We start from the raw sequence: 25,350 nt of genomic DNA on the forward strand, positions 1-25,350 counted from the left end.
GCAATGAAAACCCGGTAAATTTTAGGGATTCAGGGAGAAAATCCTTTCGGAAAGCACCCATTTCTCTCCGGGATCTGCCCAGGGAAGTGCTTTTTGTAACTTTCCCATCATTTCTTCCCATTCCTGTACGGCTTCATTTCCTGCGTCCATCCGGGCCTTATTTTCAAATGAAAACCCTTCATTTACCTCCATAATCATAAAAAGACGATTTCCGGTCAGGTAAATATCCATAACCTCTATCCCGGCATCACGAATACTTTTTTCGATGAGCCGAGGTATATTTTTGTGGTGCTCTTTGTATTGCGAGATGACCTTCGGATCATTTACGAGGTCCAATGCCAGACAGTAACGTTTCATTTATCGCCGATTTGCTTATAAATGGTAAAATTTTTCTGCATTCTCATACCAGATTTTCCTTTGCGCAGCTACCGATAGTTTCTCCAGGTACTTTTCCAAAATACCGGTAACCTGAGCGTAGCTGGCAGCCAACCTGCAAACGGGCCAGTCAGACCCAAACATCAGTCGTTCCTCTCCAAAATACTCCAGCGCGATATCCAGAAACGGAAAAAAATCGCTTGCTTCCCAGTTTTCCCAATCTGCTTCAGTGACCATCCCGGAAAGTTTACAATAAACCTGGGGATGAGCTGCCAGGTCGCGCATCTTGTCTTTCCACTCCTGCAGATCTTTATGACTCATGTCCGGTTTGGCCATATGGTCTAATACCAATCTCCCCTCCGGAAAATTACTTGCCGTTTTTATGGCTCCAGCCAATTGAAACGGCAAAACAAGCAGGTCATAACTGTAACCTGCTGCAAAAATCTGCCCCAGTCCACGCTGAAACGCAGGTTTAAGGATGAACTCTGAATCAGATTCATCCTGCAGCAAGTGCCGGAAGCCCTTCAATTTCGGAAAAGGTTGATAGGATTTTAAGGTGTCAGCTAACTGGTCCGAAGTCAAGTCCACCCAGCCAATCACTCCCAAAATAAACGGAAACTTATCGGCCAGATCAAGTAAATAGTTTGTTTCTTCCCGGACCGGGCGTGCCTGAACGGCCACAGTTCCTTTCACCTCGTTGGCTTCCAATTCGGGATAAAGCTTTTCGGGAAGACAGTCTTCCTTCAAGATTTGCATTTCATCGCTGATCCACGGAAAATCGTTCGCGTCATAGTGCCAGAAATGTTGGTGGGAATCTATCTTTTTCATGCGTTACATCGGTATTTGAGTTAGGGGTTCTTATACATAAAGGCGTTTACATTCATACCGGCACCAACAGAGGCAAACAAAGCATACTCAGCACTTCGAAGTTGATGGCCCTCCATTTCGCCCCTGATTACTTTATCATAGAGAATAGGAACGGTGGCAACCGAATTATTACCCAGCTCCTGAATACTCATCGGCATCAAGTCTGCTGGTGCCTGGTCTATGCCGTAGAGTTGAAAAAGACGGTCAAGGATGTTATGGTCCATCTTTGCATTCGCCTGATGGATCAATACCTTTTTTATGTTTTCTAAGGACACACCTGAACGATCAATGCAGGTTTTCAGCGTAGGCGGAACAGTTTTGATGGCATATTCATACAGCTTTCTGCCATTCATTTTTAAAAACAGGGTATCATCACCGTAGCCCTTATTGTAAGAGGTGCCCATGGTAAGTAAATGAGCATGGTCCAGGGTATCAGATCTGGTCAGGTGATTGATGATCCCGACCGGTTCCTCCTGGTTCCTTGCTTCCAGGATGACGGCCCCGGCACCATCAGAAAAAATCATGCTGTCCATATCATGTGGATCGGAGATTCTGGACAGGTTTTCTGCTCCAATGACCAAGATCCGGCTGGCATCACCGGATTTAATATAATAGTTGGCCTGAATCATACCCTGTACCCATCCGGGGCAGCCGAAGGGCAAATCGTAAGCAACTGTAAACGGATTTTTAATGCCCAACTTATGCTTAACCCTGGCGGCCAATGTGGGACAGATGTCCACTCTAATATTGTTCGGTAAAATATCACCAAAATTATGGGCCAAGATGATATAATCAAGCGATTCCCGGTCTATGCCTGCTGCTTCAATGGCCTCAATAGCGGCAAAATAGGCCATATCCGATGTCATCAGGCTGTCTTCAAGGTATCTACGTTCCTTTATTTCAGTGATCTTTTGCAAGGTAGCGACGATATCTTTATTGGGTTTTGTCAGTGGTACCCCCTGGCTGTCATAAAATCTCCTGGTTAAAAAGTATTCATTAGGGATCCTTCTATTGGGTAAATATTTGCCTGATCCTGTAATTACACTATTAATCATACTTTGGCTAAGATAATACTTGTCTATACGAATTGAAAAAGCAATAAATATGACATTACAGATGTTAAAAAACAAGCCAGCGATAAAGAAATCTCCCGGGGTCTGATTGGTGCCGGTACACATCAATCGTCCACAGCCCACAGGGACCCAAAATGCAAAAAAGGGTGATAAAAATCACCCTTTTTCTAATGCCTCTGATTTTTGATCAAATATTCGGTTGTGGGGTTGTCCTCAGATAAGGCTTAATTTCCTTGTGACCCTTCGGAAACCTGGCTGGAATATCTTCATTCTTAATAGCTGGCGCAATGACCACATCTTCTCCATGTTTCCAGTTTGCTGGTGTTGCCACAGAATAATTTGCTGTTAATTGAAGGGAGTCAATTACCCGGAGCAGTTCATCAAAATTTCTACCTGTACTCGCCGGATAGGTAATGATCAATTTTACTTTTTTATCATTTCCTATGATAAAAACAGAGCGAACAGTAAAATTTTCATTGGAATTGGGGTGAATCATGTCGTACAATTGAGACACCTTCCGGTCTTCGTCTGCAATAATTGGAAAATTTACCGTGGTTTGCTGCGTCTCATTGATATCGTTGATCCATGATTTATGGCTATCTATGCCGTCCACACTTAGTGCAAGCATTTTTACATTTCGCTTGTCAAATTCTGCTTTTAACTTGGCTGCTGCACCAAGCTCTGTTGTACAAACAGGTGTATAATCTGCCGGGTGGGAAAACAATATTCCCCAACTGTCTCCCAAATACTCATGAAAGTTGATTTTTCCTGCTGTGGATTCAGCGGTAAAATCAGGGGCGGTATCTCCTAATCTTAATGACATAATTTTATTTGAGTTTAATGATTTATAAAAGGTTAATAGATTTTTCTATAGGCTTTGTAGGGAAACAGATATAAAGTCTAAATAGTTTGTTCCCTGCCGCTTTTCTTCATGTCATTAATTTTTACAGCTTATTTTCAAAGGTTTGGGCATTCTCTGGCAATAATTTTTTGGTGGGTTTTGGTTTGTTATTGAAAGGCCCTATATTTGCATCACCTTTAAGAAAAGAGGATATTTTTGAATGAAGGTCCGTTCGTCTAGGGGTTAGGACGCATCCCTTTCACGGATGAAACACGGGTTCGATTCCCGTACGGACTACACCTTTAATCCATTCTTTTGGTCCGTTCGTCTAGGGGTTAGGACGTATCCCTTTCACGGATGAAACACGGGTTCGATTCCCGTACGGACTACAACAAATATTGTCGATTTCTCTTCGAAGAGAATCACTTTATTTGTGGTTGTTAGTGGTTAAAGTGAATAAAAAAACCTGGTCTTTTGACCAGGTTTTTTTTATTTCACCCTATTTCCTTTACCCTACCGTTTCACAATTAACCTGAGCTGTAGCTGCGCGCCATTTTTTGCATTTAGCCTGATCAGGTACACTCCCTGCTCTAGACTCTGTAACGGTAGTACGTATTCAGACTGAACGGTATCTCTGACATCTTTTACCATCACCTGTTGTCCCGTCATGGTATAGATACTTATCCATTCCAATGCGATATCTCCTTCCAGTTTAATGATGGCTTCCTGATTCGCAGGATTTGGATACAAGGTTACGTCAGGAAATTTGAGCGAATATTCCGGTCCGCCCATTTCAGCTTCCGGGGCTAACCTGGACGAAGAGATGATCTCATCATTTTTAGAAGAAATTCTCTCGACTACAATTCCAGATACGTTAGCATTGTTTGCGGAAGCGATGAAGTCTATTTTCAATGTACCATCAGAGACCTGAATATTTTCAAACGTCAGCTCTGTTGGCAGATTGTTGCTTTCTACGAAGATGTCAAAATTGTCCTTTACCAAGAGGCCTTCCAGGTAAATGTCAAACACCCGGTTACCAACCCCTGCGGCAGGGCCACCTTTACCGTACCAGGGCTCGGTATGGTAAGTAACCACCCTGTAGGTCCCGTTTTCCACGGGAATATTATAGGTTAAGGACTTGGCGTACCGTTCTGAGCGGAAGATAAGGGGCTCGCTGCTATCACTGCTAATGAATGTGTTGCCGCTATTGTAATAATCGGGAAATGCTTTATCTCCAAGGAAATTTCGTTGCTCATACGTTGTATTCAGAGAAGATCCTGTATTTAAACTTAGCGTCCATGACGGACCTGAGCCGTCTCTTGCAACGATTTCTATCTGAGAAACATCCGACAAACCCTCGCTGTCAGTGACCGTCAGAGAGGCTGTATAGGTTCCGGGATCTGCGTACAAATGTACAGGACTAATTTGCTGGCTGCTGGTTCCATCACCAAAATCCCAGAAATAATCCAATGCACTTTGCCCAGAGGAAGAGGAACCATCAAATGCTACTTCTAAAGGAGCGACTCCATCGTCTGGTGTAGCCAGTATCACGGCATTTGGCGCTACCTGTCCATTAGATTGTGACTGGATGGAGAAACCGGAAATACTGGCGTTATTGGCACCGGCTATCAGATTGATAGTTAACACACCGTCATTGACTTCAATATCCGTGAAAATCAATTCCATAGGCTCATTCCCGCTTTCGACAAACAGGTCAAAATCATCCTTAACCAATTCACCTTCAACCAATATATCATACACCCGTTGACCGGCGGCTGCTGCAGGGCCTTTCTTTCCAAACCACAATTCATTGTGGTAGGTTTTGACGGTATAGATCCCGTTCTCTACAGGAACAGAATAAGTGAAATTAGTCGAAAACCTTTCCGTATGGAACAAGGCATTTGGCGCTGCACTGCTGTTGGTAAAGGTAGAAGAACTACTGAATGACACGCCAGATGTTGACTCTCCCTGGAAATCCTCGTTTAAATAATTAACCGTGTTATTAGTACCGGAATTGACAAAGAGGGAGAATTCAGGATGAATCACGGTGTCATCCGCAACATTGATGACCATTTCGTCAATGGACTGGTTACCATTTTCGTCCGAAACAGTTAATTTCACCGTATACTGGCCAGCACTGGTATATTCATGGCTCGGATCTGCCAGACTTGAACTGCTACCATCACCAAAATCCCAAGTATAGGTCAATGCGCCATCTCCGTTTGAGTTACTACCGGTAAAATTAACCAATAAGGGTACCGTACCGCTCTGTACATCTGATTCAAGTACAGCTTGTGGTAAGGTGGTACCGGTACTTTCCTCCGATATGATCGAAAATCCGGTTATGGTTCCATTGTTTGCGCTTGCAATCAATCTTATCTCCAGCACACCATCGGTTACCGAAATATTTTCGTGGGTGAGGATTATTGGCTGGTTTCCATTTGCCACAAAGAGATCAAAATCCTCTCTGACTACATTTCCTTCTACCAGAATATCATAGACGCGCTGCCCTGCTTTACTTTCAGGTCCGTTTCTTCCAAACCACAACTCGTTATGGTAGGTTTTAACCGTATAGGTACCATTTTCTACCGGGATGGTATAGGCAAAATTTGAACCAAATCTTTCTGTATAATACAGCGCAGAATAGGCACCGGAATTATTACTGAAAGTACTCGAACCTGTATAACTTACTCCCGAGTTGCCTTCCCCAAGGAAGTCTGTTCCATTCAGATTTACCAAATTATTGGAACCCCCGTTTACATGCAGTTCAAATGCACCTGGAGCGCTTACATTGATTGAAATCTGGTCAGTTGCCGATTCACCTTCCTCATTGTAAACCGTAACACTGACAACATAATCACCCGGACTTTCAAATACGTGAGTCGGGTTCTGCTCGGAAGAGAAACTTCCATCCCCGAAATCCCAGAAAAAGGTGAAGTTTTCTGGATTAGCGATATCATTTGTGAACGATACCGTAAGCGGGCTGTTACCAGAGCTCGCAGATGCATTTATATTTGCAACTGGAAAATCACCCAGTTCACTTTGATTGACAATCGATAAGCCGGAAATGCTGGCATTGTTTGTCAGAGCTACCAGGTCCAGGTCCAACTTACCGTCTCTGACTTCAATGTTTTCAAAGACAAGGGCCATGGGTTGATTGTTGTTCTCTACAAACAAGTCAAAATTTCCTTTTACTTTACTATTCTCCAGATAGATATCGTATACCCGTTTGCCGGCGCCTGCGGTACCTCCGCCAGGTTGTCCAAACCAGGTTTCAGCATGGTGGGTAGTGATGGTATAAACACCGTTTGGCACTTGAATATCGTAGCTCAACTCCGTTGCGAACCGTTCGGTTTGATATAAGGCAGCAGCCTGAATATTTGTATTTTTGTACACACTGCCTCCACTATGAATATCAGTAAGGTAAAAATCCCCTAAATAGGTCTTGCCGTTAAACACTACATCGTCAAATGTTCCGGAATTGAAGTACAGCGACACTTCTTCAAAATCTCCATCTCCCTGCAGCGGAATTTTCGTCTGGCCATTCCTGCCCCAGTTTATCACCAACTCCGCATTTCCTTCCAGCGCATCTCCTTCATAATCCAGCAGCAGATCAAATTCATGTCCTGGTTTCCAGAAAACGTTGCTGGGCAATTCCCCGGCGAGGATGATAAAATCCTGGGCGTTTGCTCCTTGTAGTTCCACAGATCTGATCCAGAGTCCGGTATTTCCATTTTCCAATGACACCGAGAGCTCTTTCGGTTGACCTTTTCTAAACAACAGGGAATCGTCATAGATCAATTTTCCGTTGGCCAAGGGTTCGCCGATCGGCTGATCGAACCCGAAATATTCCATGTTCTTCTGATTGCCCCCTCCCCTGTTTGGCGAGCCACCGAGTACAAACAAACCTTTTCCGGAGACGATACCTTGTGTACCATGCCGCGCGAAATTCATGGAGTCCAGGGCCTGCCAGGATGCTGTCAAGGGGTCAAACATCTCCGTTGTGGCAAGAGCCGTAGAGCTGCCAGGTATTTCCCCACCCGCTACGATCAATTTATCGAGATAATTGTTTACGATAGCTCCGGCTCTCGGTGTAGGCAGGTTTGATCCTGCCGGCAGCGTACTCCAGGTCTGGGCATTGAAATCATATACATCTACCTCAGGAAGCACAGGCGCGAAGGTACCTCCCGCACCGCCGGATTGTCTACCCGATACCACATACATGCGGCTTCCGATTTTGGTTGCGAAAAAGTGATCCCTTGCCCTAGGAGCATCTTCCAAAACGCTCCACTCTCCCGTCTCCGGATCATAGCTATCAAAATAAGGTACAAAGCCACCGTTATGCCCCTTCGTGTTACCTCCTATCAGGTAGAATTTACCGCGATGCTCGACCAGACCGGCTGATCCTCTTCTTCTGTTTTCCGGAATTTCTGGTCCTTGTATCCATTCTTCCCGAACGGGATCAAACATCCAGATATGGGAAGCTGGAATTTCATCTGGAAAATCGTTTGTCTGAAAGGCTCCGATCACCCAAATCAAGCCATCATAATGCAATGCCTGAAAATGATTGAAGCTATGGGGGTTAATGTTGGACAAGGAGCTCCATTCATCTTTTGCATAATCGTAGATGTCGATGGTTTTGGCGCTTTCCCTGCCGCCCATGAGGTAGAATTTATTTCCTGCTTGCACAAAGCTGTTTTCATGTCTTCCGGTGTATGCCGTATTTTCCTCTTTCAACGTCCACTTTTGCTCAGACAGTTCAGGACTTATCGTCCAGGTGAAATTGAAGGAAACCGCATCCGAATGAATTGCATCTTCATCGTCGATCGTTATGGTCACCCGATAGGGGCTATTGGCCAATGCACCCTCTTCAATTGTTCCGTAAATGGTACCATTTGTAGGCTCCAGATAAATGCCTGGTGGTAGCCCGTCGGCCGAATAATTCAGGTTTCCGTTACCACCGGAAGCAGATACAAACATGCTACCGTCCAGCTCGTACTGAACAAAATCTATCTGGTCTTCTACTTTCTCGAATACAATAGGTATTTGAATAGGTTTACCTATGATTTCAATACCGTTCAGCAGAGGGTTTTCCTTCTGCTTCAGGTATACAATGTTCAGTTCTCCGTCGGTAATTGTCACGGGGTATTGTTCCATACCTCCAATGAGGTGGCCAAACCTTTCGATGAGGTCCAGGGAGGATTCTACTTTCTGCCCTTCAATTTCGATATCAAAATACCTCTTTAACAGGGTGGAAGTACCTTCAAAACCATTCCCCATATACAGGTTGACCAAATAATCTCCGTTAGGCAAAGGAATCTTGTACTCCATGTTCGCATCCTGAGTGTATCGTTCCTTATTAAATATTTTTACATATTCGTCGTCGGAAACATAATCCGGGATGGATGCATGTCTGCCGGAAGCAGTAAAGGAGTTGGTGGCTGTTTTTCCACCAGACACAGAGAATAAATCAGAATTTTCAGGCCCTGCCAGAGAATTGGACAACCAATTGGGCAGGTCACCATTACCGGTGATGACGGGTCCCCCGGCGTTGATCCTAAGCAATATTTCAAACTCCTGCTCAACCTTTACAGCAAAGGTTTGTTCAACAAAATATCCGTTTGAATCCGTAGCCCTCACGGTAATTTCGGCGCTTACCTCATCATTTGGGATAATCACCCTTAAAATATTATCGATTATTTCTGCACCAATTACCGGATTGGTATTTTTGGAAATCGAATAAGTAAGGTTATTCAGTCCGTCATCGTCTGCGAAGTATTCATCAAGATTCCGCTCAACGTCCGGATCACCCAGCAACCTGCTGATATCCCGCAGCGTGCGTATGCTATAAGGTACTTCTCCGCTTACCTTTATATAATTCCACACTCCAATGAAGCTTTCTGCGGGATCATGTGAAGAACCATATACACCGATGGCAAGCGGAATATCCAATTGCCGGATGGCAGCTTTTACGGTACCTTCACTTTCGATAATACCAAGAGAAATATACGGCTCATCGTTATATTTATATTTTGGCTCGACGGTACCGGCATAGGGGTTTACCTCAAAAGCCAGTTCAATTAAGGTATTCGCATCCGGTCTTTCCGATGCAGGAATCTCCAGAAATAGCGGGTTTGCATCTTCGGTATCGTTTATTTCCTGTGCAGCCAGAATGCCTGCCTTTGTAAATACCAGTTTTATAAAATTGCTCTGGGTACCGTCTCCAATCTGTATACCGATTTCACCATTGCCGTCGTAATCGTACAACTGCCCCGGAGAAGACAGGCCTATTATTCCGGAAGTGATTGTATAATTTCCGGTTTCAATCCCGGCATTAACCCCCAACTGAAAGCCTTTATCCTGATTATTGACCGTCCCATTTGCGGTACCCCCTGTCATGGAAAGTTGTATGGCTCCGGCCGTTCCTCCATAGATATCAGGATCCCCGGGGCTATCATTGCCTTTATCCAGCCAGTTGAGCCAATTTGGATTCTCCACCCCATTGTTCATGAGTCCGGTGAGTCCCAGGCCCAGGTATCCGAATTCCTGCCCCGACGCATCCGATTGATTGGTGAACAATTGGTTTTCAAGAGGCAGATCACTGGGGTAGCCGATTTGAAATGGATCAAACTTGTCAGCTATCCCATCGCCGTCGTCATCCAGATCATTCAGGTTGGAGACAAAATCCTTATCGTAATCATCTGGGGCAGAAGCACCCGAGCAATAGTCGGTTCCGTTATCGATTTCGTCCTGATTGGTATAGCCATCGTGGTCATAGTCGGCTGCGGGGTCAAAATCCGGATCGTTTTGTGCAATGCAAAAAATTTCGTCTTCGGGAGTCAATACCATGATCCGATTATCAAAAGTAGCCACCCAGACTGTTCCGGGAAAAATTTCGCTATCGCCATTGGTAGCAATACCCAGAGCATTTCCACCATTGAGATTCCATTTTCCAAATTCTGCCTCCTTCAACGATCCGTCTGCATTGAGGTGGATTAAATGAAGTGTCCCCCCGTTTTTTCCAACAATCAGAGAGCCCTTCAGGGCACCGTCAAAATTGCTCGCTTTGTACTCTGCTATCCCATTAGAATTGTTGGGAAAAACAGTGACGATATCAGGCTGCGGTCCGTTGCTATTGGTCAGGGTAGGAGCAATAAAATCCGCCTCGGCTGGATTTGCTTTATTTGGGGGCACAGGAGGCCAGTTTGCAGGGAGGCTATTGGCCGCATATGCATCAAAACCAGGCTGGCCTGGTGCGATCGGTTCAAGAATCTGTGTCCTGAATTGGTCTGAAGGAGTAAATAATGGTGTGATATTGGCATATCCACCGTTGTCACCGACAAACTTTGTATACAAGCCAGCACCCCCTGGGGTATAGGGAAAAGCAGCCCCTTTCGGATAGCTTGTTCCGGGATTGGCCCGAATGGGCGTTGGGTGTCCACCATAATAAGATCCAGGAACATAAGTATCCAGGTCGGTGGTAACTAAAAGCAAGTGGTCCTGGTTGTCAACAAACTCTCCATCCACAGACGGATTGAGTGGACTTGCCCCCGGTTCGCCAGGATCATAATTATTACTTACCTGCGTGGCATCTCCTTCTCCCAGAGGCAAACCACCCCAGTTGATATTGGCGCCATTATCCGTAACAAATAATTTGCGATCTTCAGTAACGACCAGATCATAGGAGTTTCTGTACCCTGGTGAAAAAATCTGTACAGGTCCGTTTTCTGTCACCATCCCCATATTAAGACCATCATTACCACCGAATGGATCATTCACATCGATGCCGTCATAATTGGGATCATTTGGGTCGTATATGGCATTTTTGTTTTCCCTGCTGGGATCATCCAGTGTAGGAATATCATATTTAAATGACCTGCCTGAATTACTGTCTGTCTGGGTAGGCAAAGCTTCAATGGCGTCCAGGTCAATGCTCAGGATCGCCGCTGAAAGTGCGAATTCAGTTATGTAGGCAAAATTCTTTGAGGGAGCTCCCGCATTGGTCAATCCCCCACTGGCCACCAGAAGGTAGGGTTTTCCATTAAGGGTGGTAAACTCCAGGCCATTGGTAGAATGATTTTCCTCAGACCTTGGCAGTCCTCTTACCAAATCAACCACCTCCCATGTGGTCCCCGTCCAACTGATCCGGGTAATGACCCCGGAATTGGTATCCAACACTTTATCACCACTAGGGCCTCCCCACTTCGGGTCACTGGAACTCACGTAAATTACCGGATTTTCTGACGTACCCACCACGGTAAGTCCGGTAATTTGCCGGTTGTTTCGGTTATCGTACGCCAATAATCCGGTATCGTCGTGATTGGGAATACCCTTCACGCCAAGGAGTATTTCTTCTCCAACCACATCGTATTGATTTGCACCTGCCTTCAGTACCGTATAGATTTTAATCTCTCCCTTCAGTTGTGACACATAAAGCCGCTCATCCGGCCCAAATTGAAGTGAGGTTCCGGAATTGATTTTGTCAAAATCGTTGAAATTTAATTGAGTTTGATTAAAACTTACTGTTTGGGCGGTCAGGTCGTTTTGCCATACTGACCAAAACAACAAGACGATAGCAATGGCTAGAATAGGGTTTTTAGTAGCTGTGTCCATGGATACCAAATAATAAAGGATGTAAACTATTTTTTAATACTATATAAAAGTATGATGCTGTTTCAATCCACAATATTAAATATTTAATCTAATAAAGTCAAACTTAAAAAACGTTTTATTTGATTTAAAATACATTTTTATCAGTTCAAGTATGCTCTTTTAACACTTTTTGGCACAAACCCGCAGTAAACCTGTTAAATGTCTATTTTTGTGTTTTACTATGAAAGAACAAAAGAATTACTTTCTGCTCGTTTTGATTCTGGGGGCGTTGAGTACCATCAGCCCGTTTTCGGTAGACATGTATTTGCCGGCTTTCCCTGCAATCGCTACTGATCTGCGAACAAGCATTTCCAATATTCAATTGTCGCTTACCAGCTACCTTACCGGGATTGCCATCGGACAGCTATTTTATGGTCCTCTTCTGGATAAGTTTGGTAGAAAAAAGCCTTTATACGCCGGATTATGGATCTACGTCGTGGCGTCTATCGGATGTGCTTTTGTTTCCACCTATGAAACCTTGATCATCATGAGATTTGTTCAGGCCATAGGGGGATGCGTAGGCATGGTAGCAGCGCAGGCACTGGTCAGAGATCTCTTTCCGGTGACAAAAATCGCCCAGACCCTGGCCATGCTTACCCTGGTGATTGCTGTTTCACCTATGGTTGCGCCTACGATAGGCGGGTATGTTGCCGCACATTTTCACTGGCATTGGCTGTTTATTTTGCTTGCACTTATCTGTTCCGGCATTATCGTTTCATGCAAATGGCATCTACCCGATGGGGCTGCACCAGATCGACAGATTTCTCTCCGGCCGGTGCAGGTCTATAAAAAATATATCGAGGTACTGAAAAACAGGCAGTTTCTCACCTATATTCTGGTAGGTGGTATAGCCGGTGCGGCACCATTTGCATACATCGCCGGATCCTCAGATGTATTTATCAACATCTATGGATTAACGGCTACCCAGTACGGTTGGCTATTTGCTTTCCTCTCTATTGCCATGATCGGTGCCACCCAACTCAACCACATTTTATTGAACCATTTCAGCAACCGGACCATCGTGATCACTGCGCTGGGATATCAGCTTGTCATTGGGCTGATCATCATCCTTGGCGTCTGGACAGAAGCTTTTAACGTATGGGTACTGATTGGCATCCTGTTCATTTTCCTGACGGGGCATGGACTGAGCGTACCCAACGCTGCTGCGCTGTCCTTAGCTCCCTTCTCTAAAAATGCCGGAAGCGCATCGGCCATGATGGGTTTTATGCGCATGGCTATAGGCGGCCTTGTTACTGCACTGGTCAGCGTTTTTCATAATGGAACTGCCATGCCCATGGTAATTTTAATGGCTGCATGTATCCTGATCGCGGGATCGGTACTCCTCATCCATTTTTATATTACCGGAGAACTGCGCAGGTGGATTGAGGGACTCGGTCTGCAGCTTTCCGCGGGCAGAGGAAAGTAGGTGATGCTGGAATATTTTCCTAACTTTGCGCTTTGTTAAATTTTCAGTAGCGAGATATCATGATTTCAGTAGATAATTTATCCCTTAAATTTGGAAAGAGAACCCTGTTCGAAGAAGTCAATTTAAAATTTACACCAGGCAATTGTTACGGCGTAATTGGCGCAAACGGAGCAGGTAAATCCACATTCCTGAAGATACTCACCGGGGAGATAGACAGCACTACTGGTGTGGTCAACATCACTCCCGGCCAAAGGATGGCTGTCCTCTCTCAGAACCATTTCGGTTTTCAGGAAGAAGAGGTACTGCGCACCGTGATCATGGGGCACCGGAAGTTGTTCGAAATCATGACTGAAAAAGATGCCATTTACCTCAAAGAGGACTTCACGGAGGAGGATGGCAACAGAGCTGCTGCCCTGGAAGCAGAGTTTGCTGAAATGGACGGGTGGAACGCAGAAAGTGATGCCGCTGCACTATTGTCGGGATTGGGCGTTACCGAAAGCCTACACGGCAAGCTGATGAAAGATCTTTCCGGAGACCAGAAAGTACGGGTTTTGCTGGCTCAGGCCTTGTTTGGAAACCCGGATATCCTTATCCTTGATGAGCCTACCAACGATCTGGACACCGAAACCATCGGTTGGCTGGAAGACTTTTTGATCAATTTTAAAAATCTGGTGATTGTAGTCTCTCATGACCGCCACTTTCTGGATCAGGTAGCTACACATATCGTAGATATTGATTTTGGTAAAATCAATATCTACTCCGGAAATTATTCCTTCTGGTACGAATCTTCTCAACTGGCTGCCAAACAAAAGGCGGATCAAAATAAAAAGGCTGAGGAGAAACGAAAAGAGCTCCAATCCTTTATCGAACGCTTTTCGGCCAATGTCGCAAAATCCAAACAAGCTACTGCCCGGAAGAAAATGCTCGAAAAGTTAAATGTGGACGAGATCAAGCCGTCTACCAGAAAATATCCGGGCATTATATTCAAGCCGGAAAGAGAGGCTGGTGACCAATTGCTTCTTACGGATCAGCTCGCGTTGAAAAATGAGGAAAAAGTCTTTTTTACTGATGTCAACCTGATGGTAGACAAGGGCGACAAAATCGCCTTTTTATCCCGTACCAAACAAGCCGTGACCAAATTTTTTCAGACCATCATGGAAGAAATCCCGGTCCAATCAGGAAATTTCAAATGGGGAGTGACCATCAATAAAGCATACATGCCCAACGACAATTCTGCCTATTTCAATTCAGACTTGAAATTGATAGACTGGCTGAGTCAATACAGCGATAACCAGGAAGAAGCCTATGTAAGAACTTTTCTGGGTAGAATGCTTTTTACCGGAGAAGAATCTTTGAAAAAGGCCTCTGTGCTGTCGGGAGGCGAAAAAGTACGGTGCATGATTTCCAGAATGATGCTCCAAAACCCAAACTTTCTTGTACTGGACGAACCTACCAATCACCTGGATCTGGAATCCATTCATGCACTCAACAATGCCATGATCGATTTTACCGGTACCTTGCTGTTCTCGTCATTCGACCACGCTTTTGTACAGTCTGTTGCCAACCGGATCATCGAATTTACCCCGAAAGGTACCATAGATAGAAGGATGGACTATGAGTCCTATCTTGAGGATCCTGAGATTCAATCCTTGCGGGAGAAAATGTATGGAACAAATAAATAGGGGCTGCTTCTACTGATCTTAGTCATCAGCTATCTTTTGCTGACAAAGGCTATTGGACATGTTCCTCCCTACTGGTTGAAACCTCAGTCGATTTCATGCTTTGACCGAAGAGGCCAGCACCTTGCTTCTGGTCTGCTTGCTGGCTGTCCATGCAGCAGGAATATAATGGAAAAATGCCTCCCCCGCTGTCGCAAAATATTCCGTAATTCTGTCATTGAGGTTCTACCTTTTGCTTTATTTTCAATTGACCGCCATACCTATACCCCATTACCTTGCGGCATTGCGGCTATGGTTATGTACTCTCATTTACATCCTAAACAAACTCAACATGGGCAATTACCCACAGATAATCCTTAAAAAAGGCAAAGAGGTTTCTATAAAAAGGAGGCACCACTGGATATTTTCCGGTGCCGTTGCCCACAGTCCCGCTGACCTGGATGAGGGTCAACTGGTAAAAGTTATGGACTCCAGAAATCAGGTTTTGGGTATGGGTTTTTTTGCTGGCGGCTCTATCATGATCAGGATGATCTGCTTTGATGATCGGGAAATCGACAGATCCTTCTGGCTGGAGAAAATTTCGGCAGCACTCCGTGCTAGAAAGCTCGTCTTTGGGTCCCTGACCGGTACTACCAACGCTTATCGGCTGGTGCATGGTGAAGGTGACGAGCTTCCAGGACTGGTCATTGATCATTATGCCGGTAATCTGGTCATTCAGGGACACCATCCTGGGATATTTCGTGAACGTGAGAAAATCGTCGACGCGCTAAAAACGCTCTATGGTGGAGACCTGGTTAGCATCTACGACAAGAGTGCTTCAACCCTGCATCAGGAGGCCTCTCCGGGTCAGGGCTGGGTACATGGCAGCAAGAGCCGAATCCGGATCCGTGAAAATGATGTTTTTTTCGAAATTGATCTGGAAAAAGGCCAGAAAACGGGATTCTTTCTGGATCAGCGTGACAACAGAAAGCTTCTGCAACATTATTGTAAAGGGAAAAAAATCCTCAACACCTTCTGCTATTCCGGGGGCTTCTCTGTGTATGCGCTGAAAGCTGGTGCCGACCTGGTGAGCTCGGTAGACATTTCGGCAGAGGCCGTTGCTCAATGTAAAAATAACCTGGAAATCAATGGATTCGATCCCGTAACCAATCCTTGTGTAGTCGCCGACGTAATGAAATACCTGCGGGAAACTGACACAGATGCTGACATCATTATCCTCGACCCCCCGGCATTTGCCAAAAGTATGCGCTCCAGGCACAATGCCGTTCAGGCATACAAGAGGCTCAACGCACTAGCCATTAAAAAAATCAAAAGAGGAGGCATTGTATTTACCTTTTCCTGTTCTCAGGTCGTCGACCGGGAGCTTTTTGCCCACACCGTTACCGCCGCCGGCCTCGAATCTGGGAGGCAAATTAAGATCCTTCACCAATTATCCCAGGGAGCAGATCACCCGGTAAACCTTTTCCATCAGGAAACCGCTTATCTCAAAGGCCTGATCTTGTATGTAGAATAAAAATTTAAAGCTGCGAAATCATGTGTTTCGCAGCATTAAAAATTATCAGGCATTTACTCCCGTAGTACCCCCTCCTTTAAGAGTCAGTTCTACAGGCTTGTTGGTCTGCCAGGATCCGCCAGTAAAGTCGGGTATGTCTATGGAATTGGACCGATTGGCTACTGACCATTCGCTAAGCGGAGTAATCGCACTCCAGAGGGCCGCATCATACACGTCCTGATCCAGCGGAAGTCCATTTCTGAGGCAATCAATCAAACGCCAATCCATCATAAAGTCCATCCCGCCATGTCCTCCGATTTTCCTGGCCATCTCCCCGACTTTCTTAACGATTTCCGGCGTATACTTCTCTTCAAGCACTTTGACCTCATCTTCTTTCATCCATCCGTGACCAGTAGAAATGCCCTGAACAGGCCATTTTCGGGCCATGCCTTTTGTTCCGCTGACCAGGTGAATTCGGGAATATGGCCTGGGCGAGCTGACATCATGCTGGATCATGATGGATCTGCCGTTTTTGGTCTTGACCAGGGTAGTATTCATATTTCCACGGAAATTCTTGGTAGCGAATGATGCATAAAAATTGTCTTCTTCTGCCAATTCTTCCGCCTTTGCCCGCATATGGTAATCATTGCTGGAAAGCGAGCTGAGGTAATCCATTTGATCTCCCCTGTTGATATTCATGATCTGGCACACTGGACCCAGACCATGGGTAGGATAAATGTTCCCATTGCGGTAGTTTTCCTTGAGGCGCCACATGTCCTGATAGCCGGTATCCTTTTTAAAATTCAGTTCCAATAAGTCGTGTATGTAAGCACCTTCCCCGTGAATGATGTCCCCAAAGAATCCATCTCTAGCCATATTCAGGGTCATCAGTTCAAAGAAATCATAACAACAATTTTCAAGTTGCATGCAATGTTTTTTGGTCCGTTCAGAGGTTTCCACCAACTGCCAGCATTCCTCAAGGCTGATGGCAATGGGAACCTCCGATACCGCATGCTTGCCTGCTTCCATGGCATAAACTGCCATGGGAGTATGCCATTCCCAGGGAGTGGCGATGTATATCAGGTCCAGGTCATCCCGGTCGACCATTTTCTTCCAGGCGAACGTAGATCCGCTGTAGGTATCTGGCTTATGGGACGTGCCCTCGAGGCTTTTCACTACCTTTTGAACCATTTCAGGTCGCAGGTCACACAAAGCTTTGATCTCAACGCCTTGTATTTTGCTCAGGCGATTGACAGCTCCGGGACCTCGCATGCCAAGTCCGATCACACCCACCCGCACGACGTCGAGCTTTGGTGCTGCATAGCCCGACATGTTGAACCGTTGTTCGTATTTTCTTTTGCTCTGCACAAGCACCCTTTCCTGTTCTTCCCGGGACAGTCCGGTAAAACCAGTTCCCATCATTCCAATTCCGGCCAGGCCGGAGAGTTTCAAAAACTCTCTCCTTTTATTACTCATTTTTATTTTTTATTAATGGTGAATATAATACAAATAACAAGTTACTACTGAATAAATCTAAATTTTGAAAAAAATCTTCCGCTGGTATAGAAAATAGCACAAGTACCACATGATCCCCAGAGTAAATACCGCATTGAATAGTTCCAATATATTTTCCGGTAAACCCAGAACGCCCAGGGTTCCATAGTTGAAAATTCTTACAAAATCAGTTAACCAGTCATGCCCCAATATCTGGGCAAACAGGTAAATGAAAATTGGGTTCATGCCTACGATGATGAAAAAGAATGTCCAGCCTTTTACTTTCTTTACATCAATCAGCCAGAAGAACAATGCAAGAGCCAGAATCGCCCATCCACCGGATGCGAAAACAAATGCGCTTGTACTGATCCTCTTAATGACTGGAGTGATACCGGTCCAGTCCAGACCATAGCCCAGCATCAGCCCCGCAAGCCCCACCAGTACAAAATACCTTATCTTATCAGCGGGCCTAAATCGTGATGAAAGTAAAATATTTCCGCACATGGCTCCCCAGAGGGTGTGAGCAGCCGTGGGGACACAATTGATCGCTACCCAGCCCCCACCGTTGATTTTGCCCATCAACAAGAGGTCAGTGAAAGATCCGAAATTCTCGCCTTTAACAAATGGTGCCGCAGGATCATACAGCCGGTACATGATTTCGGTGAGCACCAGCAATCCAAGAGAAATAGCAAGTTGGACGGAAAGTGGCTTTCTGATCAAAAAGTAGGTAAGTAATATGGTAAAAGACAATTGGGTCAATACATTCCAGAGTTCAAATACCAAAGCCTCTGCATATACGCAATGTAAACCGGTCCCAAACAAAAATAAGATCAGGCTACGCCATATAATATGCCTGGTCACACCACTCCTGCTCTCTTCCTGAGCCAGCCGTTTGTTTAAAGAAAACGGCATGGCTACTCCTACAATAAACATAAAAAAGGGCTGTATCAAATCCCAGAACCGGAGGCCGTTCCAGGGATGGTGAGTAAACTGCAGAAAAAAACTGTGGCCAAAGCTACCTTCAGCAAACAGATCCAACAGCGCCCTATATATCAATGCAGACTCTGCGATCAGGAGAAACATCGTAATCCCCCGGTAAGCATCCAGAGAGCCCAGTCTTTGCTGATGTAATTTTGGGTTTGAAGCCATGTTTAGGATAGATAGACACCTCTTTTTATAATCCGAAAAGCCGGTGGATGTCAAATATAGCGTTTCATCTTACCGCTTCAAACAGTGCTTCATGAAAATATTATGAATGGTATTAATATTAAATTAAAATATTTATGTAATTTTCTTATTCGCATACATCCGTTGTGCTGGCAGATTTTGCCTGCTCTCAGATAGCCTGAATAGGGTATAGTACTGTGGCATCACCCAAACTGAGAAATGCTTTCTTTGGAGGTTTAACCAGACATAAAATTCAATAAATTGCGGTTATACCATGAGACTGTTGCTAGATACCAAGCTTAATTTCAATTGTTTTGCTATACTGATGATGGGATGCGTGGCCTTTTCTTCATGTGATAAGACGGATAAAACTGCACCCGCAAAAGAAAAACCAGAGACCAGTGTCAATACATTGTTGTTAAAAGACTATAAACCCGAATCAATGTATAACAGCCATGGCCCGTCCGTAGAAAAAGCTGCCTATCCGATCATTGACATGCATGCCCATCCCTATGCCAAATCAGAGCAGCAATTGGACGAATGGATACAAACCATGGACAAAATCGGTATCGACAAAACAGTGATCCTTACTTACGCGACGGGTGATACTTTTGATTCACTTGTGCAGGCCTACGGAAAATACGAAGACCGCTTTATTCTCTTTTGTGGCTTTGATTATACCGGGTATGATAAGGCAGATTTTGGACCAGCAGCAGTTAAAGAGCTGGAAAGGTGTTTTGCAGCCGGTGCTAAAGGCGTGGGTGAGTTGGGGGATAAAGGGAAAGGACTCTTTTATTCCAGACCGACAAAAGCCTTTGGAATGCATATCGATGATCCCAGAATGAAGCCACTCATCCGGAAATGTGGGGAATTGGGTATGCCCATTAGCATTCACGTAGCAGAACCCATCTGGATGTATCGCCCCATGGATGCAAGTAATGACGGGCTGATGAATGCATTTAAGTGGCGACTGGATGATCAGGAAGGAATTGTAGATCACGGGGGAATGATTAATATTCTGGAAAATGCCGTAGAAGAAAATCCGGAAACCACTTTCATTGCCTGCCATTACGCCAATTCAAGTTACGATCTCAGCATCCTGGGCAGGCTATTTGAGCGGTATCCAAATTTGTATGCCGACAATAGTGCCCGCTATGCCGAGACAGCTTCTATTCCCCGAACTGTCAGTAAATTTTATACCCGATATGCTGATCGTCTGGTTTATGGTACTGACATGGGCACCAGCGAAGACATGTACAAAACTACCCTGAGAATACTGGAAACTGCCGACGAACATTTCTATGACAGAAATATTTCTTCCTATCACTGGGCCATGCATGGATTTGACCTCTCCGCCGAGGTGCTGGAAAAGGTTTACCGGGAAAATGCTGTAAAGATACTAAAACTGCAACCCTAGGGTAAAATTTCTCTGATTTTGGCAGTATAGGCACGTGCATATTGATCCATTCCCAGGTCTGATGGATGGGTGCCATCTACGGTAGCATCCATTCCAAGGCCAATAGCGTCCTTTTTCAGGTAAAAAAGCCCCTGAATGCCCGCGTCCAATAATTCCTGATAGGTTTGTCTCGACCAGCTGTTTCTCTTTTGATACGCTTCTTTCCTCTCTGTATTGATTAGTTCATCTGTATATCCTGCATGATCCACAAGAAGAATGGGAGTGTGGGGTCTTCGACTTTTCAACAGTTTTACCGCATCTCTGATCCTGTTCTTCACCTCTCCCTGATCAAAAGTGTCCCGGACCAGATTCGGTAGACAATCCAAAATATACAGACTGCTTTCTATCTCTGCCATATATGCGATCAATGGCCTTTCGAGTTGACCGTTCCCTGAGAAACCCAGATTGATCACAGGAAGGTTGACATTCCGTTCAACGATGGCAGTCCAGGCCATTCCCGGCCTGGACGCACAAGCGCCCTGGGCAATGGAGGTGCCATATACGACGATGGCCTGCTTTGACGACTCTTTTGGTAAAATTTCAATGCTTGCACCTAGGGGAACACCTAATTCCAAATACGAAACCTCATTGTACAGTGGAAGGTACAACTCATACTGACGTACTTCCTGAAATTCATCGTTGATTATAAAATCATACAGTATGGTATCTGCAAACGAATAGTTTCCCTTTACCCAGACCCATTGTTCTGATGCTGTTTTCGCGTATAGATCCACACCGCTCACCCCAGTGGCCGGCATATGGGGCATGGCATGGCTACCGGATACACTGTACCTGACATTAATATTTTTCGCACCGGTTGTGAACTTTAGTTTTAGGCCTGCCGCATGCCGGGAAAGTCTCCATACAGGCTGCCGGACTTCTTCCCTAATGGTTTCGGGCAACCTGAAATAATCCGGGCTGGCTTCTGCTTTGCCATGGACGATATTTTCCCTGCCGGAGTCCAGGGGATTGATCCAGACCAATGGCTCTTGTGCGTATACCGAAAAACATAAAATCAGAGAAATTAATGGTGTAAAACTGAGTATTTTCTTAATCATTGGCAATCTCAGGTTGGAGTAACGAATTATATCCATCGCTTTATATATAGATTTTTAGTAGTTAGAACCTTCCCCGGTATATCTGGATAGCCTTCCCCATTTCCAAATCAATATTTTCATTGGGGTTAAAAGTCACCCTTGCGCGCTGTCATATCCGATGATTTAAATCGCATCGATTTCGGGTTAAATAATGATTTGTTGTAAATTTAGCATTTATTGCCTTCTGAATAAGATTAATTTAAAAAAGTGAAATTAAAATGCTGAAACCCCTCCTCACGGTATGGATATTTTCCTGCCTACTGACGATCAACCTGCAAGCGCAGCGTAAACCTAACGTATTGGTCATCCTTACCGACGACCAGGGATATAAGGATTTGGGAAGCTATGGTTCACCAGACATAAAAACCCTTCATCTGGATAATATCGCGAAAAGGGGAGTAAAATTCACCCAATTTTATGCAGGTGCTCCGGTTTGTTCGCCATCTAGGGCGGCTCTGTTGACCGGGAAGTACAATTTCAATGCGGGGCTTTTTGGAAACGTAGCACCTCCTCATCAGGATCCGGAAGGCAAGTCCGGACTTCCTGCGTCTGAAATTACGATGGCCGAAGTCTTCAGGGACAATGGGTACAGGACGGCACTGATCGGCAAGTGGCATCTTGGTCACATTCCAGAAAAACTTCCCAATGGTCAGGGATTTGATTACTTTTTTGGGCACCAAAGGGGCTGCATAGACAATTATTCCCATTTCTTTTACTGGAATGGGCCCAACCTGCATGACCTGTATCAAAACCAGGAGGAAGTATACCATCCGGGTCAATTTTTTGGAGACCTGATGGTTTCTGAATTGGAAGGGTTTGTAGATAAAAGCACTTCCAAACCGTTTTTTGCGTACTGGGCAATCAATATGCCCCATTACCCCTACCAGGGTGACCCCCGCTGGCTGGAGGAATATGCCCATCTCGAAACTCCTCGCAGAGAATATGCCGCATTCGTATCAACGATAGACGATATGATTGGAGAAGTATATGCTCATCTCGAAAAAACCGGTAAATTAGACAACACGATTATCGTTTTTCAATCAGACCACGGACACAGTGTCGAAGAGCGCGCATTTTTCGGAGGCGGAGATGCGGGTATTTTTAATGGCGCAAAATTCAGCATGCTGGAAGGAGGTATCCGGGTTCCGGCTATCATCAGCTATCCTGCAGCATTACCTCAGAATGAAAGCAGGGACCACTGGGCAAATAGCGTGGATTGGCTGCCAACCTTGGCCGATTTGGTTCAAATCCCTTTGCAGAACAGCGAGTCCATTGATGGCAAAAGCTTGCTACCTCTGCTGCTGAATAGTAACCGCAGCAGCCCGCATGAGATCATGTATTGGGGTACCGGAAATCCTGAAAATAAAAACCATCCCTGGGCGGTCAGGAAAGGACCCTGGAAATTATTGGGTAATCCAAGTGATCCGACGGGTAAGCTGACTTTCAGCGAAGAGGACAAACTTTATCTTGTCAACCTGGAAATGGATGAGACGGAGTCCAGAAACCTCTCCTCAGAATATCCAAAGGAGTTAAATGAACTGCACCGCCTGTATGAAATCTGGGTGCAGCCCTTTCTTCGGAAAAACAGGTAGTTTTTTTTCGAATCGGGAATTAAATTCTTTTCGAGATCCCTAATTCAATGTTAAAAAGAAGTGCGTTAGTATTTTCCGGCGGACTTAATTTTACGATTAATTTCAGGGTACTTGCTAAACTTTTAAATAAACTCTAAAACAGATAATAAAAAATGTTATTTTTTATTATCTGTTTTTATCTTTTTTCGAAACGATAGGGCAAATCTATTGTTTGTTATTATCATTTTTTATTTATTAAATTTCGTCATATTTAATGGATTCATATTTTTATACAATAATCTTTTGACATTCTTATGTGTGGTATTGTAGCATACATTGGTTCCCGCGAAGCTTATCCAATCATACTTAAAGGCCTGCAAAGGCTGGAATATCGCGGCTATGACAGTGCAGGAGTGGCGCTGTTGGATAACACACTGGAGGTTTATAAGAAAAAGGGTAAGGTAGCGGAACTGGAAGCTTCCCTGGTAGGAAAGAATCTACACGCTCAGGCCGGGATAGGTCATACCCGGTGGGCCACACATGGAGAGCCCTCCGACAGGAATGCTCATCCCCACCGCTCTTCTTCAGGAAAGCTTGCCATGGTCCACAATGGGATCATAGAAAACTTTGCGCCGATAAAAAAGGAATTGATTGGAAAAGGATATGATTTTGAAAGCGACACCGATACCGAGGTGTTGCTGCATTTTATCGATGACATCTATCAGAACGACGCAGAAAGTCTTGAGGAGGCAGTCAGGATTGCCCTGAAACGAATCGTAGGAGCATATGTAATTATCCTTTTAGATCAGGATCATCCGGATACCTTGATTGCCGCCAGAAAGGGCAGTCCGCTGGTCATTGGAATCGGAAAGAATGAGCATTTTCTGGCTTCAGATGCCTCACCCATCATAGAGTACACCAAGGAGGTCGTCTATATCAACGACTACGAGATGGCGATAGTGAAGCCAGACGAACTTGTACTTAAAAACCCGGGAAACGAACGTATTACTCCGTTTATCACCAAGTTAGATATGGAATTGGCAGCCATCGAGAAAGGTGGATATGCCCATTTTATGCTAAAGGAAATTTTCGAGCAACCCACGGCAGTGTTTGATTGCCTCCGGGGCAGGTTGGACCCAAAGACCGGGAGTATCCGTATGGGAGGAATCGACAAACACCTCGATTTATTGCGGGACGCGAAAAGGATCATCCTGGTGGGCTGCGGGACCTCCTGGCATGCAGGGCTTTTGGCAGAATATGTATTCGAAGAACTTTGCCGCATTCCGGTTGAAGTAGAATACGCCTCTGAATTCAGGTACCGAAACCCGGTTATCAATCCGGGTGATGTGATCATCGCAATTTCACAAAGCGGCGAAACAGCTGATACCCTGGTGGCATTGGAAAATGCCAGGAAACAGGGAGCATTTATTTTCGGGGTGGTGAATGTGGTAGGATCCAGCATTGCAAGGCTTGCCCATGCAGGAGCTTACACCCATGCAGGACCCGAAATCGGCGTGGCTTCAACCAAAGCATTTACAGCGCAGCTAACGGTCCTTTATCTCATTGCCATTAAATTGGGATATTCCAAAAATGCCATTTCCCAGGAACGCTATCTGCACCTGATCAATGAACTCGCCCTGATTCCGGAAAAAATTACCGAGGTATTGAGAAGTGCCAATCAGGTCAAATTGCTCGCTGAAAGATACAAGGATGCCCGAGATTTCCTGTTTCTGGGCAGGGGATATAACTTTCCCATTGCGTTGGAAGGAGCGTTGAAACTGAAAGAAATCAGCTATATCCATGCTGAGGGGTATCCTGCGGCAGAAATGAAACATGGTCCAATAGCATTGGTAGAGGAGGGACTTCCCATCGTATTTGTAGCTACCAAAGATGGTTATCATGAAAAACTGGTGAGCAATGCACAGGAAATCAAAGCACGCAAGGGCAGTGTCCTGGCAGTGATCAGTGAGCAGGATTCGGTCTTTGAGGAAATCGCTGATGCCACCATAGCCGTCCCGGCCGCCGATGAGATTCTGGCCCCTTTGCTGAGCGTTGTTCCCCTGCAACTACTTGCCTACTATACCGGTCTGGCCAAAGGCCTCGATGTAGACAAACCCCGCAACCTGGCCAAATCTGTCACTGTAGAATAACCCTTCTGGA

Annotated in this window: 14 protein-coding genes and 2 tRNA genes; 8 read left to right on the plus strand and 8 right to left on the minus strand. The window is 45.2% G+C overall.

Annotated elements, in window-relative coordinates; translation table 11 throughout:
- Positions 1–21: 21 nt before the first annotated feature.
- The 4 genes from BUB19_RS05855 to BUB19_RS05870 form a co-directional block, all read right to left on the minus strand.
- Positions 22–357 carry an L-rhamnose mutarotase gene (locus BUB19_RS05855; protein WP_073093561.1) on the minus strand — a complete coding sequence of 112 codons (336 nt, stop codon included), beginning with the start codon at positions 355–357 and terminating at the stop codon, positions 22–24.
- Positions 358–372: 15 nt separating this feature from the next.
- Positions 373–1,203 (minus strand): amidohydrolase family protein, encoded by an 831-nt coding sequence (locus BUB19_RS05860; protein WP_073093563.1) that lies wholly within the window; start codon positions 1,201–1,203, stop codon positions 373–375.
- Between the two features lie 20 nt (positions 1,204–1,223).
- The gene (locus BUB19_RS05865; RefSeq protein ID WP_073093800.1) at positions 1,224–2,297 is read right to left on the minus strand and encodes a 3-oxoacyl-ACP synthase III family protein; all 1,074 of its coding nucleotides are present in this window, start codon (positions 2,295–2,297) and stop codon (positions 1,224–1,226) included.
- Positions 2,298–2,502: 205 nt separating this feature from the next.
- Complete coding sequence (locus BUB19_RS05870) at positions 2,503–3,138, minus strand: peroxiredoxin (RefSeq protein WP_073093565.1); 636 nt, start codon at positions 3,136–3,138, stop codon at positions 2,503–2,505.
- A gap of 243 nt (positions 3,139–3,381) precedes the next feature.
- Between BUB19_RS05870 and BUB19_RS05875 the strand changes: the two genes are divergently transcribed.
- Positions 3,382–3,453: transfer RNA gene (locus BUB19_RS05875), tRNA-Glu, on the plus strand.
- 20 nt (positions 3,454–3,473) lie between these two features.
- A tRNA-Glu gene (locus BUB19_RS05880) sits at positions 3,474–3,545 on the plus strand.
- Between the two features lie 124 nt (positions 3,546–3,669).
- On the opposite strand, the gene BUB19_RS05885 is transcribed toward BUB19_RS05880, so the two are convergent.
- Positions 3,670–11,769 carry a malectin domain-containing carbohydrate-binding protein gene (locus tag BUB19_RS05885; RefSeq protein ID WP_073093567.1) on the minus strand — a complete coding sequence of 2,700 codons (8,100 nt, stop codon included), beginning with the start codon at positions 11,767–11,769 and terminating at the stop codon, positions 3,670–3,672.
- A 220-nt stretch (positions 11,770–11,989) separates the two neighbouring features.
- Here BUB19_RS05885 and BUB19_RS05890 point away from each other — a divergent pair, with 220 nt between their 5' ends.
- From BUB19_RS05890 to BUB19_RS05900, 3 genes are all read left to right on the plus strand, one after another.
- Positions 11,990–13,234, plus strand: a complete 1,245-nt coding sequence (locus BUB19_RS05890; protein ID WP_073093569.1) for a multidrug effflux MFS transporter — start codon at positions 11,990–11,992, stop codon at positions 13,232–13,234.
- 59 nt (positions 13,235–13,293) lie between these two features.
- Positions 13,294–14,916 carry an ABC-F family ATP-binding cassette domain-containing protein gene (locus tag BUB19_RS05895; protein ID WP_073093571.1) on the plus strand — a complete coding sequence of 541 codons (1,623 nt, stop codon included), beginning with the start codon at positions 13,294–13,296 and terminating at the stop codon, positions 14,914–14,916.
- A 328-nt stretch (positions 14,917–15,244) separates the two neighbouring features.
- On the plus strand, positions 15,245–16,426 hold the full coding sequence (locus BUB19_RS05900) for a class I SAM-dependent rRNA methyltransferase (RefSeq protein ID WP_073093573.1): 1,182 nt from the start codon (positions 15,245–15,247) through the stop codon (positions 16,424–16,426).
- Between the two features lie 45 nt (positions 16,427–16,471).
- On the opposite strand, the gene BUB19_RS05905 is transcribed toward BUB19_RS05900, so the two are convergent.
- Both BUB19_RS05905 and BUB19_RS05910 read right to left on the minus strand, forming a co-directional pair.
- On the minus strand, positions 16,472–17,881 hold the full coding sequence (locus BUB19_RS05905) for a Gfo/Idh/MocA family protein (protein WP_073093575.1): 1,410 nt from the start codon (positions 17,879–17,881) through the stop codon (positions 16,472–16,474).
- 57 nt (positions 17,882–17,938) lie between these two features.
- A complete protein-coding gene (locus BUB19_RS05910; RefSeq protein ID WP_073093577.1) occupies positions 17,939–19,048 on the minus strand; it encodes an acyltransferase family protein in 1,110 nt (369 codons plus the stop codon).
- A 292-nt stretch (positions 19,049–19,340) separates the two neighbouring features.
- Here BUB19_RS05910 and BUB19_RS05915 point away from each other — a divergent pair, with 292 nt between their 5' ends.
- Entirely contained in the window at positions 19,341–20,483 is a 1,143-nt protein-coding gene (locus BUB19_RS05915) for an amidohydrolase family protein (protein WP_073093579.1), read from the plus strand.
- Here the strand turns inward: BUB19_RS05915 and BUB19_RS05920 are convergent.
- Positions 20,480–21,580 (minus strand): SGNH/GDSL hydrolase family protein, encoded by a 1,101-nt coding sequence (locus BUB19_RS05920; protein WP_073093581.1) that lies wholly within the window; start codon positions 21,578–21,580, stop codon positions 20,480–20,482. The two genes, BUB19_RS05915 and BUB19_RS05920, sit on opposite strands and share 4 nt — an antisense overlap.
- A gap of 257 nt (positions 21,581–21,837) precedes the next feature.
- Between BUB19_RS05920 and BUB19_RS05925 the strand changes: the two genes are divergently transcribed.
- A complete protein-coding gene (locus BUB19_RS05925) occupies positions 21,838–23,211 on the plus strand; it encodes a sulfatase-like hydrolase/transferase (protein ID WP_073093583.1) in 1,374 nt (457 codons plus the stop codon).
- Between the two features lie 293 nt (positions 23,212–23,504).
- Positions 23,505–25,340, plus strand: coding sequence for a glutamine--fructose-6-phosphate transaminase (isomerizing) (glmS, locus tag BUB19_RS05930; protein WP_073093585.1), 1,836 nt, complete (start codon positions 23,505–23,507; stop codon positions 25,338–25,340).
- Positions 25,341–25,350 lie beyond the last annotated feature (10 nt).

The organism is Cyclobacterium lianum, from assembly GCF_900143075.1.
Taxonomy (GTDB): domain Bacteria; phylum Bacteroidota; class Bacteroidia; order Cytophagales; family Cyclobacteriaceae; genus Cyclobacterium; species Cyclobacterium lianum.

Bases quoted from the DNA above. Each gene is read 5' to 3' on its own strand.
- BUB19_RS05855 (WP_073093561.1), bottom strand. From the start codon at position 357: ATGAAACGTTACTGTCTGGCATTGGACCTCGTAAATGATCCGAAGGTC.
- BUB19_RS05860 (WP_073093563.1), bottom strand. From the start codon at position 1,203: ATGAAAAAGATAGATTCCCACCAACATTTCTGGCACTATGACGCGAAC.
- BUB19_RS05865 (WP_073093800.1), bottom strand. From the start codon at position 2,297: ATGATTAATAGTGTAATTACAGGATCAGGCAAATATTTACCCAATAGA.
- BUB19_RS05870 (WP_073093565.1), bottom strand. From the start codon at position 3,138: ATGTCATTAAGATTAGGAGATACCGCCCCTGATTTTACCGCTGAATCC.
- BUB19_RS05885 (WP_073093567.1), bottom strand. From the start codon at position 11,769: ATGGACACAGCTACTAAAAACCCTATTCTAGCCATTGCTATCGTCTTG.
- BUB19_RS05890 (WP_073093569.1), top strand. From the start codon at position 11,990: ATGAAAGAACAAAAGAATTACTTTCTGCTCGTTTTGATTCTGGGGGCG.
- BUB19_RS05895 (WP_073093571.1), top strand. From the start codon at position 13,294: ATGATTTCAGTAGATAATTTATCCCTTAAATTTGGAAAGAGAACCCTG.
- BUB19_RS05900 (WP_073093573.1), top strand. From the start codon at position 15,245: ATGGGCAATTACCCACAGATAATCCTTAAAAAAGGCAAAGAGGTTTCT.
- BUB19_RS05905 (WP_073093575.1), bottom strand. From the start codon at position 17,881: ATGAGTAATAAAAGGAGAGAGTTTTTGAAACTCTCCGGCCTGGCCGGA.
- BUB19_RS05910 (WP_073093577.1), bottom strand. From the start codon at position 19,048: ATGGCTTCAAACCCAAAATTACATCAGCAAAGACTGGGCTCTCTGGAT.
- BUB19_RS05915 (WP_073093579.1), top strand. From the start codon at position 19,341: ATGAGACTGTTGCTAGATACCAAGCTTAATTTCAATTGTTTTGCTATA.
- BUB19_RS05920 (WP_073093581.1), bottom strand. From the start codon at position 21,580: ATGATTAAGAAAATACTCAGTTTTACACCATTAATTTCTCTGATTTTA.
- BUB19_RS05925 (WP_073093583.1), top strand. From the start codon at position 21,838: ATGCTGAAACCCCTCCTCACGGTATGGATATTTTCCTGCCTACTGACG.
- glmS (WP_073093585.1), top strand. From the start codon at position 23,505: ATGTGTGGTATTGTAGCATACATTGGTTCCCGCGAAGCTTATCCAATC.